Annotated in this window: 9 protein-coding genes; 8 read left to right on the top strand and 1 reads right to left on the bottom strand. The window is 65.6% G+C overall.

Features of this window, described 5'->3' with window-relative positions; genetic code table 11:
* The first annotated feature begins 200 nt into the window (after window positions 1–200).
* The 7 genes from GA0061098_RS18375 to GA0061098_RS18345 all read left to right on the top strand — a co-directional run bounded on the left by GA0061098_RS18375 (window position 201) and on the right by GA0061098_RS18345 (window position 11,517).
* On the top strand, window positions 201–2,456 hold the full coding sequence (locus tag GA0061098_RS18375) for a flagellar hook-basal body complex protein (RefSeq protein WP_091958880.1): 2,256 nt from the start codon (window positions 201–203) through the stop codon (window positions 2,454–2,456).
* Window positions 2,457–2,490: 34 nt separating this feature from the next.
* On the top strand, window positions 2,491–4,374 hold the full coding sequence (gene flgK / locus GA0061098_RS18370; RefSeq protein WP_091958877.1) for a flagellar hook-associated protein FlgK: 1,884 nt from the start codon (window positions 2,491–2,493) through the stop codon (window positions 4,372–4,374).
* Window positions 4,375–4,395: 21 nt separating this feature from the next.
* Window positions 4,396–6,279 carry a flagellar protein gene (locus tag GA0061098_RS18365; protein ID WP_091958874.1) on the top strand — a complete coding sequence of 628 codons (1,884 nt, stop codon included), beginning with the start codon at window positions 4,396–4,398 and terminating at the stop codon, window positions 6,277–6,279.
* Window positions 6,280–6,350: 71 nt separating this feature from the next.
* The gene (locus GA0061098_RS18360; RefSeq protein WP_091958871.1) at window positions 6,351–7,127 is read left to right on the top strand and encodes a hypothetical protein; all 777 of its coding nucleotides are present in this window, start codon (window positions 6,351–6,353) and stop codon (window positions 7,125–7,127) included.
* Window positions 7,117–8,766, top strand: coding sequence for a hypothetical protein (locus tag GA0061098_RS18355; protein WP_165637452.1), 1,650 nt, complete (start codon window positions 7,117–7,119; stop codon window positions 8,764–8,766). Before GA0061098_RS18360 ends, GA0061098_RS18355 begins: the two co-directional genes overlap by 11 nt.
* 1 nt (window position 8,767) lies before the next feature.
* Window positions 8,768–10,021 carry an ATP-grasp domain-containing protein gene (locus GA0061098_RS18350; protein WP_091958865.1) on the top strand — a complete coding sequence of 418 codons (1,254 nt, stop codon included), beginning with the start codon at window positions 8,768–8,770 and terminating at the stop codon, window positions 10,019–10,021.
* Window positions 10,018–11,517: a pyridoxal phosphate-dependent decarboxylase family protein gene (locus GA0061098_RS18345; RefSeq protein WP_091958862.1), complete on the top strand. Its 1,500-nt coding sequence runs from the start codon at window positions 10,018–10,020 to the stop codon at window positions 11,515–11,517. Before GA0061098_RS18350 ends, GA0061098_RS18345 begins: the two co-directional genes overlap by 4 nt.
* Before the next feature lie 105 nt (window positions 11,518–11,622).
* On the opposite strand, the gene flbT is transcribed toward GA0061098_RS18345, so the two are convergent.
* Entirely contained in the window at window positions 11,623–12,060 is a 438-nt protein-coding gene (gene flbT, locus GA0061098_RS18340; RefSeq protein WP_028144338.1) for a flagellar biosynthesis repressor FlbT, read from the bottom strand.
* Between the two features lie 322 nt (window positions 12,061–12,382).
* On the opposite strand from flbT, the gene GA0061098_RS18335 reads away from it, so the two are divergent.
* A partial coding sequence (locus GA0061098_RS18335; RefSeq protein ID WP_129590883.1) for a DUF1522 domain-containing protein occupies window positions 12,383–13,425 on the top strand: 1,043 nt, incomplete at its 3' end.

Here is a 13,425-nt window from a genome sequence, read left to right as displayed (position 1 = left end):
CCTGCGGACCGCTCCGGAATGACCCCATCTCCCGGCAATTGTTGCCGGTCCCGGCAAATGTGCCCCGGTCGTCGGGCCGGGGCTTTTTCATTAAGTCATTGATTTCCTGAGCATACCCGCATTGGCATAGCCCTTGCGACTGTCTCCTCCGACTGCGGCCATGTCGACCCGCCGCCGAGATCGGATTTGGAGACAAAGTTATGGGTATCTTCGATGCAATGAACACCTCGGTGGGTGGCCTGCAGGCGCAGTCCTACGCGCTGCAGAACATTTCCGGCAACATCGCGAACTCATCCACCACCGGTTACAAGGGCATCGGCACCAGCTTCGTCGATCTCATTCCCGACTCCTCGGTCCCGAGCAAGCAGGTCGCGGGCGGCGTGACGGCCAACGCCAAGGCCACCATCACCACGCAGGGCACGATCTCCGGCTCCACCGTCGCCACCAACATGGCGATCACCGGCGACGGCTTCTTCTCGATCCAGAAGGCGAGCGGCGTCGTCGACAACGTGCCTGTCTTCACCGGGGTCACCTACTACACGCGGCGCGGCGACTTCCAGCTCAATGCCAACGGCAATCTGGTCAACGGCGCCGGTTATTACCTGATGGGCGTCACGGTCGATCCGAAGACCGGTAACCCGACCGGCAGCGTGGCCAACGTGCTGCAATTCCAAAACAACTTCATTCCTGCGCAGGCGACCACCTCGATCCAGTACGCTGCGAACCTGCCGACGCAGCCGAACACGGTGGCGAAAACGACCGCGTCGAGCGGCACGCTGCTGGCGGCCGGCGGGCTGAATCCGTCCGATTTCGCAGCCAACCCGCTGCCGGTCGGCACACCTCCCGCGCCCTATGCCAACGCATTGGTGTCCGGTGCGGCTGCAACCGGCAACATCCGTTCGGCCTACTCGTCGACGACGGGCACGGGCACGGTCGCACTGCAGAACAATTCGGCGGCGGTGGCCTCGACCACCACATCGCTCGACAACGCGGTCGGCACCCATCTCGCCTCCAGCATCCTCACCGCCTTGAGCGGCCAGACGCTGACCATCAATGGCAACACCATCACGTTCAACGGCGGCACGACGGTCTCGACCGTCGGCAACAACACCACGATCGGTCTCGGCGCGGGCACGACGGCGACGGTTGCGGACATCCTGAACGGGATCCAGACCGCGGGCGGCGCCGGCGTCACGGCCTCGCTCTCCGCCAGTGGCAACATCGTGATCTCCAGCGGCACCGGCACCGACGTGGCGGTCGGCAGCGGTACGGCCGCCACCGCGCTCGGGATCAGCAGCGTAACCCGCGGCGGCAACGTGCTGTCCTCGCCCGCGATCTCGGGTGCAACGGTGCTGAGCGGCAGCGCGACCGCCGGTGGCGCCCAGGTGCTCTCGTCCGGCTTCGCCGCCGGCGATACCATCACCGTCAACGGCCAGACACTGACTTTCGTCTCGCCGCCCACGGTTCCCAGCGCCGCTCAGATCCTCACCACCGACAATGTCACGACTCTGCTCGGCAAGATCGACACGCTCTCCGGCGCCTCTGGATCGTCGGTCAGCAGCGGCGGCGTCATCACGCTGAACACCGGCACCGTCTCCAACCTCTCGGTGTCCAGCTCCAACAGCGCTGCCTTCTCGGCGCTCGGCTTCACCTCGACCATCACCAAGAACCGCGACGGCGGCGGCACCGCCGGCACCGGTGGCGTGATCGGCAACGACATCGCGACCTTCACCAAGGAATCGATCAGCGGCGGTGCGGTGACTGCCTACAACGCCGCCGGCACGCCGGTGAACCTGCAATTGCGTTGGGCCAAGACCGACAGCGCCTCGCTGGGCGCGGGTCATTCGGATAGCTGGAACCTGTTCTACCAGACCGATCCGAACGCGACCGGCACGACCGTCGGCTGGGTCAATACCGGCCAGACTTTCACCTTTGCCAGCGACGGCTCGCTGACCTCGCCAAGCGGCTCGGGCATCACCATCAACAATGTCAGTGTCAGCGGCCAGTCGCTCGGCTCGGTCGCCTTCAACATCTCCTCCGGCGGACTGACGCAATATGCCAGCACCAGCGGCGCGGTGACCATCAACACCATCACGCAGAACGGCTATGCCGCCGGTCAGCTTCGCTCGGTCGCCGTCAACAACAACGGCATCGTGGTCGGCACCTTCTCCAACGGCCAGAACCTCAACCTCGCTCAGGTTCAGCTGTCGCACTTCAACGGCACCAACTATCTGAAGGCGATGGACGGCGGTGCCTATGCCGCGACCGAGCAGTCGGGTGACGCGATCGACGGTGCTTCAGGCACCATCAGCGGCTCGTCGCTGGAGGGATCCAACACCGACATCGCTGACGAATTCACCAAGCTGATCGTGACCCAGCAGGCCTATTCGGCCAACACCAAGGTGATCACGACCGCGAATTCGATGGTGCAGGACCTCTTGAACGTGTTGCGCTGATCGGCGCGTAACGTAACCAAAGGCGGCAAGTAACATGGGTTTGAGTTCAGCCCTCGCCAGTGCGATGAGTGGTCTGCGTGCCAACCAGGCCGCGCTCTCGATCGTTTCCTCGAACGTCGCCAATGCGCAGACGCCGGGTTACGTCGTCCAGACCCCGAACCAGATCGAGGTCACCACCGGCGATTTCGGCTCGACGGCGATGACGACCGGCGTCAGCCGGGAGCTCGACGCCTATGTGCTGAACCAGCTGCGCACCGAGACCGGCGGCAGCGGCTACGCCGATCAGATGGCCAACATCCTGAAGCAGCTTCAGAATGTCTATGGCACGCCGGGCAACAGCGGCACGCTCGAAACCGCGTTGAACAAGTTCACCACGGCGCTGCAGGCGCTGTCGACCAGCTCGGGCGCCTCATCGGCGCAAACCGTGGCGCTCGGTGCGGCGCAGGCGCTGGCCACGCAGCTCAACGTCACCACCAAGGGCATCCAGTCGCTGCGCTCCAATGTCGAGCAGGATCTCGGCAATTCGGCGCAAGCGGCCAACGTCGCTATGCAGCAGATCGCCGACATCAACACCAAGCTGCAGGGCCTGTCGGCCAACGACCCCTCGGCTGCGACGCTGATGGACCAGCGCGACCAGGCCATCAACACGCTGTCGAAATATGTCGACGTCCGCGTCACCACCGACGGTTCGAACCAGGCCAACATCTACACCACGACGGGCATCCAGCTCGTCGGCGCCGGGCTTGCCTCGCAATTCACCTTTGCTTCCGCCGGCGCACTGTCGGCGACCTCGCTCTACAACATCGATCCAGCCAAGTCCGGCGTCGGCGCGCTCAACATCGTGCTGCCGAACGGCTCGAAGGTCGACGTGGTCGCCAACAACGTGGTCTCCTCGGGCCAGATCGCGGCCGATCTGAAGCTGCGCGATGAGACGCTGGTGCAGGCGCAGAACCAGATCGACCAGCTCGCTGCCACGATGTCGAGCGCGCTGTCGGACAAGACCACCGCCGGCACCACGGTGTCGGGCCCACCGGCCGGCTTCGACATCGACCTTGCCGGTGCGCTGCCGGGCAACACCGCCACCTTCACCTACACCGACACGGCGACCAACACGAAGCGCCAGGTCACCCTTGTCAACGTCACCGATCCGGCGGCGCTGCCACTGCAGAACGCGGCCAACGCCAACCCGATGCAGATCGGCGTGAACTTCTCCGGCGGCATGGGCGCGATCGCTGCGGCGCTCAACACGGCGCTCTCCACCTCGCATTTGACGTTCTCCGCCGCGCCGTCGCCGGCGACCGCCACGACGCTGCGGATCACGGACGACAACAGCGGCCTCGCCAAGGTCAATTCATCCTCGATCACCAAGACGATCTCGTCGCTGACCTCGGGCAATCCACAACTGCCGCTGTTCACCGACGGCGGACAGGCGCTCTACACCGGCGCGATCACCGCCTCGGGCTCGCAGATGACCGGCCTTGCCGGACGCATCGCCGTGAACACGCAGCTGGTCTCCGATCCGACACGGATGTCGGTGTACAACACCTCGCCGGTGACGCCTTCGGGTGACACCGCGCGTTCGGACTATCTCTACTCGCAGCTCACCTCGGCGGTGTTCTCCTATTCGCCAGCGAGCGGTCTCGGCTCGGCGAGCCAGCCCTTCTCCGGCAGCGTCTCGAACTATCTCCAGCAGTTCCTGAGCGTCCAGGCCAATTCCGCGACCCAGGCCACCCAGCTCCAGCAGGGCCAGAGCGTCGTGGTCTCGACGCTCCAGGCCAAGTTCGACTCAACCTCCAAGGTCAATCTGGACTCGGAGATGTCGAACCTGATCCAGCTCCAGAATGCCTATGCCGCCAACGCCCACGTCATGTCGGTGGTGCAGAGCATGATGAATACGTTGCTCCAGGCTCAAGTGTAACAAGTAACAGGGCTCTGAAACATGTCGATCAGCAGCATCAACTACTCTTCGTCGATTCTCGGCTCGCAGATCCGCAACATCAATCAGCAGCTCACCGACCTGTCGACGCAGCTCTCGACCGGCAAGCTGTCGCAGAACTATTCCGGGATGGGCACCAACGAGGGCTTTGCGATCGCCGGGCGCGCGCAGCTCTCCAACATCGCCGCCTATACCGACACGATCACCAACGTCAATGTCAGCATCAACCTCGCCAACACCGCGCTGCAGTCGCTGACCAAGATCCGCAGCACGGTGCAGACCGGCGCGGCCAACACTGCGCAGGATCTCAACGTCAACGGCCAGACCATCGCGCAGAACACCGCCGCCGCCCAGTTCGGCTCGATGGTCGGCGTGCTCAACACGCAGACCGGCAACCGCTATCTGTTCTCCGGAACCGCCATCAGCACGCAGTCGGTTGCGGATGCAGGCGACATCATCAACGGCACCACGACGCAGGCGGGGTTCAAGACCGTGATGGCGGAGCGCCAGGCCGCCGACCTCGGCGCCAACGGCATGGGCCGCCTGGTGCAGACGCAGCCGACGCCCAGCTCGATCCAGGTGTCGGAAGACGCCGCCGGATCGCCGTTCGGGCTGAAGCTCAAGGCGGTGTCCTCGACCCTGACGGGCGCGACCATCACCGGCCCGAGCGGCTCGCCGGTGTCGTTCTCGGTCGATCTCAACGGCGTCAATCCGAACAATGGCGACAAGCTGAGCGTGCAGTTCACGCTGCCGGACGGTTCGACCGAGCAGATCGATCTGACCGCGTCGACGGCCACGCCGACGCCGCTCGGCAGCTTCGCGATCGACGCCAGCACCCCCGTCAACCCGACCAACACCGCGAACAACCTCAACACCGCGCTGAACACGGCGATCACGAAGCTCGCGGGCACCTCGTTGGTGGCAGCATCCGCGGTTACCGCTGGCGACAATTTCTTCAACACCGCGAGCTCTGCGATCGGCGCGCCCAAGACCAGCCAGGCCGGCCCGACCGTGCCGATCAGCGGTGCAACGGCGCTATCCGGGGCCGGCCCCACCGACTCGATCTCGCCGGGCTTCGTTGCGGGCGACACCATCACCGTCAACGGCACCACGCTGACCTTCGTGGCCTCGGGCGCGACCGGCAACCAGCTCAACGTCGGCGACAGCATCCAGAATTTGCTCGGCAAGATCGACCAGATCACGGGGACGTCGAAGCCCTCGACGGTCCACGGCGGTTCGATCACCATCAACACCGACGATGCGGCGAGCTTGAATATCACCAGCTCGAATACCGGCGCGCTGGGTTCGGTCGGCTTTGCCTCGACGCCGGTGACCGCCACCCAGCCGCCGCTGCGCGTCGGCTCCTCGCCCGCGAGCTCGGCGACGACGCTGGTCAACGGCTCGGCCACCACCGTGGAATGGTACCTTGGCAATGACGGGCCCGGCTCGGCGCGCTCCACCGCGATGGCGCGGGTCGACGATTCCGTCACGGTGCAGTACGGCGCCCAGGCGAACGAGGACGCGATCCGCCGGCAGCTGCAGGCGATCGCGGTGTTCGGAACCTTCTCGACCTCGCCGACCGGACAGTATTCGGGCGGGCAGGTCGCCGCGCTGAGCCTGCGCACGACCCAGGCGCTGACCCAGCAGCCCGGCCAGCAGCGCATCGAGGACATCCAGACCGACATCGCGATGGCCCAGAACACGATGAAGGACGCGAGCACGCGCCAGACCCAGGCCAAGGCGCAGCTCCAGACCATCATCGACCAGGCGGAATCGGCCCCGCCCGACCAGGTCGCGAGCCAGCTCCTGGCGCTGCAGAACGCGCTCCAGGCGTCCTACCAGGTAACCTCGAACCTCGCGCAGCTCTCGCTCGTCAAGTTCCTGTAAGGATGCGTTAAGGCGCCGTTAACCATGCCTCTTTACCTCTTGGTGAGGATTGGAGCGGGGCGGAGCTGCCGATGTCGGACAGGATGCAACTGGTGGTGGCAACGCCGTGCTTCGGCGGGCAGGTGTCGAGCATCTATGCGAGCTCGATCTTCGCGCTGCAGCGGGCCGTGCACGGCATGTCCAATCTCGAGCTCAAGGTGCTGCTGCGCGACGGCGATGCGCTGATCACCCGCGCGCGGGCCAATCTGGTCGCGATGTTCCTGGACGATCCCAGGGCGACGCATTTCCTGTTTATCGACGCCGATATCGGCTTCAAGCCGGAGCAGGTGTTCCGGCTGATCGAATGCGGCGCGGACGTCGTCGCCGGCTGCTATCCGATCAAGCGGGTCAATTGGGACAAGGCCGCGCGGGCGATCCAGTCGGGCCGCAGCGACGTGCCGGCCGCCTCGCTCGACTACGTGCTCGAGATCGAGGATCCCGACCGCATCGTCGTCGTCAACGGCTTCACCCGGGTGCGCTATGCCGGCACGGGCTTCCTGATGATCCGGCGCCAGGCGCTGGAGGCGATGTGCCGTCATCCGGACTATGCGGCCTTGCAGTTCTTCCGCGAGCACTCGCACGACACGCTGGCGGCCAGCCAGAACCGGTTTGCGCTGTTCGAATGCATGATCGATCCGGCAACCGGCACGTATCTGTCCGAGGACTTCGCCTTCTGCAAGCGTTGGACCGGTATCGGCGGCGAGATCTGGGCCGACATCCAGAGCTCGCTCGATCACGTCGGGCCGTCGGTATTCCACGGCGATATCGCCTCGCAATTCGCGCCGGCGGCTGCGGCCGATGCGGCGTGAGCCTTCCGGGATGAGCGCCGGCGCATCCCGTCTGTCAGGTCAGGAGCGCGCTCCCGACGGCGGCTCGCGTTATCGCCTGCGCGATCTCTTCACGCCCCTGGACACGCTGCTCGTCTCCGGCGGCGATCCGCGGCTGGCGCTCGACGCCAGGGATCGCGTCAACGGCTATGGCTGCGCGGCTTCGCCGGAGCCGGAGATCTGGAATTTCGCCTCCTTGACCGCATCGACGATCTCGCAAACCGCTTACGACCGTGCGGCGCTGGCGCGCGAAGAGCTGATGCACAAGTGCCTGTTCGACGAGGTCGAGATCGCCTTCGATGCGCGCTGCGAGGACATGCGGGACGAGCTGCGCGGCCATCTCCAGCTCTCGCCGCGCGTCGACGTCGTGTTCTCGCCCTCCGGCACCGACTCCCAGCTCCACGCCCTGTTCCTGGCGCGCGCGGTGCTCGGGGCGCCGCCGGTGACGATCGTGGTCGGCGCCGACCAGACCGGAAGCGGGACGATCCATACCGCCCGCGGGCACCATTTCAGCTCCATGACGGCGAGCGGCCTTGCGGTTCGCAAGGACGGTGCGGTTGCGGGGCTCGCCGGCGCCAGCCTCGCATTGCCGCTGCTCGGGACCGTGCCCGGGATTGCGATGCGCGCGGACGCGGATGCCGCGGTGCTGCATGCGATCGAGGCTACGATTGCGCAAGGCGCGCCCGTGCTGCTCCAGATCATGGATGCATCCAAGCTCGGCTGGCGCGCACCGAGCGCGGCCTGTCTCGACGAGATCGCGCGGCGCTGGCCGCGCAAGGTCCAGATCGTCGTCGACGCCTGCCAGGCCCGGCTCGGCCGCCGCCGGCTGCGCTCCTATCTCGACCGCGGCTATATGGTGCTGATGACAGGCTCGAAATTCTTCGGTGGACCCGCTTTCAGCGGCGCGGTGCTGGTGCCGAAGGGCCTTTCGCGGTCGCTCGACCGGGTCGAGGGGATCGCGCCTGGTATTTTCGACTATGCCGGCCGTTGCGATTGGCCGGTGGCTTGGACGGCGCTGCGTTCGCGCTTCGAACGCCGTCCGAACTTCGGTCAATGGCTGCGCTGGGAAGCGGCGCTGGCCGAGATCGGCCGCTACTACGCCGTATCAGGGGCTTTCCGCGCCGAGATGCTCGCCGAGCTCGCCGCCGGCATCGACAGCATGATCGCGCTGTCGCCGTCGCTTCGCCCCGTCCCATCCGCGATCGGGACCGCCGGCGTGGATGATGAGGAATTTGCACAAGCCACGATCTTTCCGTTCATCCTGCTGCGCGACGGCAAGCCGGTCTCGATCGCCGAGATCGCGGCCGTTCATCGCGCGCTGGCGCGTGACATGAACGAGGCGATCGGCGGCAGTGCGGCGGACCGGCAGGTCGCCGTGCAGCGCTGCCTGATCGGCCAGCCGGTCCGGCTGGAGCGGCAGGACGAGGCACCGCAGGCGGTGCTGCGCCTCTGTGTCGGCGCGCGGCTCGTGACCGAGGCCTGGTCGCCCGACATCGCGCAGGCGCAACGCAACGTGCAGCAAATTCTCGATCGCATCGCCCATGTCCTGGTAAAGATCGAGCTGCTGCTTGACCGTGGCGCGGTCGCGGCGGTGCCGGTAAACTCCGCGTTCGAGGTGTGAGATGCAGCATCCGGTTTCCGCGCCGCTTCGCATGACGGCGGCGAACTACGCCGATCGCATCGGCTTTGCGCAGCTGACGCGCCAGGCCTTCGAAGGTGTCAACCTGCATCCGTTGCGCGACCAGCTGCTGGCGCGGATCGCGGCGGGGACCGCACTGGCGGGCGAAGGGCTGGATCTGTCGTTGATCACCCAGCTACTCGGCGACAAGGATCGAGGGCTTGCGATCCAGTCGGAGGTGCTGTCCTTCCACCAATTGTTTCGCACGCCGAGCGCTGCTCCGAAGCCGGGCCTGCGCGTGCTCGCGCTTGCAGCCGACATCGACATGGGCGGCAACACGCCGATCGATTTTCTGCTCGAAGGCTCCGATATCGAGCTGTTGACGCTCTACGTTGTCAAGGGCGTCGGTCTGCCTGAGAATTTGCCCGAGCACGACGTCGCTATCGTGGTCGCCTCCGATTCCGAGGAATGCCGCGAGGCGCTCGCCTCGATCGAGAAGGCCGCGCCGCACTGGCCGCGGCCGCTGCTCAATCGTCCCGATCGCATCGGCAACCTCGATCGCGACAAGCTGCATCGGCTGCTGGCCGGCGTGCCGGGTCTCGACATTCCCGCGACCATTCACGCGACGCGCGCGCAATTGTCGGATCTTTCGCGAGGGCAGATCGCCTGCCGCGACATCGCGGCTGAACTGCGCTTTCCGATGATCGCGCGGCCGCGCGGCTCGCATGCCGGCGTCGGACTCGCGAAACTCGACGATGCGGCCGCGCTCGCAGCCTATCTTGCCGAGCGTGATGAGCAGGATTTCTTCGTCGCGCGCTTCGTCGACTATGTGAACCCCGACGGGCTCTACCGCAAATATCGTCTCGCGATGGTCGACGGCAAACCCTACGCCTGCCACATGGCGATCGCCGACCGCTGGGACATCTGGTATCTCAACGCCTACATGGCGTTCAGCGAGGAGAAGCGGGCAGAAGAAGCGATCTTCATGCGCGACTTCGATCACGCCTTCGCGGCGAGCCACAAAAGCGCGCTCGGCGAGATGAGCAGGCGCGTCGGCCTCGATTATTTCATCGTCGATTGCGCCGAGAACCAGGACGGCGAGCTCCTGGTGTTCGAGGCCGACAACACCGCCGTCGTGCACAACATGGATTCGCCGGTCGTGTTTCCTTACAAGCCGCCACAGATGCGCAAGATCTTTGCGGCGTTCTCGGCGATGCTGTCGCGGCATGCAAGAGCAGGCGAGGGGAGTGCAGCATGAACGAGATCATCCGCGACGCGCAAAGCTCCGTCGCGCGCAGCTCGCTCGACCCGCAGGACTGGAGCGAATTTCGCGCGCTCGCCCATCGCATGCTCGACGATGCGATCGACGGCATCGCCAACGTTCGGGCGCGCCCGGTCTGGCAGCCGATCCCTGATAACGTCCGCGCGACCTTCAAGGCCGACGTGCCGCGCGAGGCGAGCGACCTCGCCGAGGTCTATCGCGAATTCGCCGAACACGTCGCGCCCTATGCGACCGGCAACGTCCATCCCGGCTTCATGGGCTGGGTGCATGGCGGCGGCACCGCGGTCGGCATGGTCGCGGACATGCTCGCGGCCGGTCTCAACGCCAATCTCGGCGGACGCGACCACATGCCGATCGAGGTCGAACGTCAGATCGTCGACTGGATGCGCCGCCTGTTCTCGTTTCCGGACAGTGCGAGCGGCATCTTCGTCACGGGCACGTCGATGGCCAATCTGATGGCGGTGCTGGTGGCGCGCACGGCTGCGCTCGGCACGCTGGCGCGACAATACGGCATCGGCAATGACGGCGCGGTGCTGACGGCCTATACGTCGCAGGCCGCGCATGGCTGCGTCTCCAGGGCGATGGATATCGCCGGGCTCGGCACCGATGCGCTGCGCAAGGTCGACGTCGATGCCGATCATCGCATCGACGTAGCAGCGCTGCGTGCGCAAATCACAATCGATCGCGAGGTCGGCTTCAAGCCGTTCCTGGTCGTTGCGTCTGCCGGCACGGTCGACATTGGTGCGATCGACGACCTCAAGGCGATCGCGGAGCTGTGCCGCGAGGAGGGAATCTGGTTTCACGTCGACGGCGCTTTCGGTGCGCTTGCGATCTTCTCGCCCGAGCTCGCGCCGCTGCTCGGCGGCATTGAGCTCGCAGATTCCATTGCGCTCGACTTCCACAAATGGGGACAGGTACCCTACGATGCCGGCTTCCTGCTGGTGCGCGATGGCGAGCAGCATCGGCAGGCCTTCGCGCAGCCCGCGGCCTATCTGCGCCGCGAGGCGAGGGGGCTTGCGGCGGGCGCGGTCTGGCCCTGCGATCTCGGCCCCGATCTGTCGCGCGGCTTCCGTGCGCTGAAGACGTGGTTCACGCTGAAGACATTCGGTACCGATCGGCTGGGTGCGACGATCACGAGAAGCTGCGCGCTGGCGAAATATCTGGAGGCCCGCGTAATGGCCGAACCGCGGCTGGAATTGCTGGCGCCGGTCAACCTCAACATCGTCTGCTTCCGCTATCGTGCCGATGATGCGGTCAATCGCGAGATTGTCGCCGACATCCAGGAGTCCGGAATAGCAGCGCCCTCGAGCACGACGCTGGGCGGCAGGTTTGCGATCCGCGCCGCGATCGTCAATCACCGCACCGAGGAGGCGGACATCGATGCGCTGGTCGCAGCTGTGCTGGAGTTCGGCGGCCGGCGGTGCGGCGACGGGATGATCGAGGTCGAGGCACCGCCGCTCGCGGCGCCATAGCACTGGTGCATGGCTGAAACGACAACGGCCCCGGAGATGATCCGGGGCCGTTGTCGTTTGCGGGGCGAGGCCGTTCGCGTGGCTTCGGCACGCGAACGTCGATGGTCAGGCGGCGGAGCTCACGTCCTTGGCCGCTTCCGTCTGGGGATGGGTGGCCTCGAATTGGCTCCGCAGCTTCTCTTCATAGGCGATCAGCTTGCGGGCATCCTTCAGCGCCCGGTAGAGGTCGCCGTTCAGGATGTTGTTGTTGATGCCCTCGATGATCGGCCAGGCGCTCGGCACCGCGGTGACGATATCGCGCACCAGGTTGAAATAGGTGCCGTGCTGGCTCTGCGGATCCGGCGAGATGTACATGAGCTGGACCGCCAGATAGACGAGCTTCGCCGGCGAATCCGCGGTCTCCGGCGTGAGGATGTCGCGCTCGCGCAGGATCGGCACGTTGTCGCCGTCGATAAGAAGGCGGGCGCGCTGGTCCGTGTTGGTAATCACGCAGTTACCGACGATGATGCGTTCGTGCGGTCTGAGCTCGACCTTGAGGGCCATTGCCTGTTCTCCATCAACGCTTTCGTAACCGAGCGTTCGTTGCGGCCTATTAAGACGTGATTCTCGCTCGCAATTAGTTAACGAGCTGTAAATTCCTGCCGTTCACGCGGGAAACCGCAATATTTTCAAGGTCGTACCCCATGCGGTTGCGCGGCGGTCTGCGCGGCGTCCCCGGCCGAATCACGCGAAACCCGGCAAAGGCACGGATTTCATTTCATGTTTCGTTAGAGGTCTCGGCGCCACGGTCCGCCAGTCGCTGGGTCACTCTCGATCCAAGCAGACGAGTAACAGTAGCGTCGTTTACCAGAAAGGTAACAGAGTTATGTCAGGCATCGTCCTCTCCTCGTCGGTTCGCCAGAACCTCCTCTCCCTCCAGTCCACCGCTGATCTTCTCGCCACCACGCAGAACCGTCTGTCGACCGGCAAGAGCGTCAACTCGGCCCTGGACAATCCCACCAACTTCTTCACCGCTCAGTCGCTCGACAACCGCGCCAGCGACATCAACAATCTGCTCGACGGCATCGCCAACGGCGTGCAGGTGCTGCAGGCTGCCAACACCGGCATCACCTCGTTGCAGAAGCTGATCGACAGCGCCAAGTCGATCGCCAACCAGGCGCTGCAGACCACGGTGGGTTACTCCACCAAGTCGAACGTCTCCGCCACGATCTCCGGTGCGACGGCGGCCGACCTGCGCGGCACGACTTGGTTCGCCAGCGCGACCGCGAGCAGCAACGTCGTGTTTAGCGGCGCTGCCGGCGGCACCACGGCTGCGAGCGGCACCACGACGCTCGGCGCCACCATCGGCACCTTCACGGGCACCGCGGGAACGGCCGGCGACGGCACCACGGCCCTGACCGGCGCCATCACCCTGATCGCGACCAACGGCACGACCGCCACCGGCCTGGCCAGCAACGCCCAGCCCGCCGACGGCGACACGCTGACCGTGAACGGCAAGACCATCACCTTCCGCTCGGGCTCTGCTCCGGCCTCGACTGGTGTTGCGTCCGGTTCGGGCGTCAGCGGCAACCTCGTCACCGACGGCAGCGGCAACTCCACGGTCTATCTCGGTACCGCGGGCACGCCGGCTGCGACCGTCAGCGATTTGTTGACCGCGGTCGATCTGGCCAGCGGCGTCAAGACGGCATCCATCACTGCCGGTGCTGCGACGCTCGCCACCAGCTTCAACCAGACCGCTTCGAGCGTTGGTGGCGGCGCCGTCACGCTGAAGAGCTCGACGGGTGCGGATCTGAGCGTCACCGGCAAGGCCGACCTGCTCAAGTCTCTCGGCCTGTCCACGTCTGTGGGCGGCGGCAACGCCACCGTGAGCGTCAACCGGACCACAAGCTCGGGCTCGCTCGGTGCGAC

Origin of the sequence: Bradyrhizobium shewense, from assembly GCF_900094605.1 — a bacterium.
Taxonomy (GTDB): Bacteria; Pseudomonadota; Alphaproteobacteria; order Rhizobiales; family Xanthobacteraceae; genus Bradyrhizobium; species Bradyrhizobium shewense.
Note: the sequence above shows the minus strand (reverse complement) of the source record. Positions and strands in the feature narration are given on the sequence as shown.

What these genes read in the sequence shown, in the direction of transcription:
- GA0061098_RS18375 (WP_091958880.1), top strand. Translation starts at nt 201, where the DNA reads ATGGGTATCTTCGATGCAATGAACACCTCGGTGGGTGGCCTGCAGGCG.
- flgK (WP_091958877.1), top strand. Translation starts at nt 2,491, where the DNA reads ATGGGTTTGAGTTCAGCCCTCGCCAGTGCGATGAGTGGTCTGCGTGCC.
- GA0061098_RS18365 (WP_091958874.1), top strand. Translation starts at nt 4,396, where the DNA reads ATGTCGATCAGCAGCATCAACTACTCTTCGTCGATTCTCGGCTCGCAG.
- GA0061098_RS18360 (WP_091958871.1), top strand. Translation starts at nt 6,351, where the DNA reads ATGTCGGACAGGATGCAACTGGTGGTGGCAACGCCGTGCTTCGGCGGG.
- GA0061098_RS18355 (WP_165637452.1), top strand. Translation starts at nt 7,117, where the DNA reads ATGCGGCGTGAGCCTTCCGGGATGAGCGCCGGCGCATCCCGTCTGTCA.
- GA0061098_RS18350 (WP_091958865.1), top strand. Translation starts at nt 8,768, where the DNA reads ATGCAGCATCCGGTTTCCGCGCCGCTTCGCATGACGGCGGCGAACTAC.
- GA0061098_RS18345 (WP_091958862.1), top strand. Translation starts at nt 10,018, where the DNA reads ATGAACGAGATCATCCGCGACGCGCAAAGCTCCGTCGCGCGCAGCTCG.
- flbT (WP_028144338.1), bottom strand. Translation starts at nt 12,060, where the DNA reads ATGGCCCTCAAGGTCGAGCTCAGACCGCACGAACGCATCATCGTCGGT.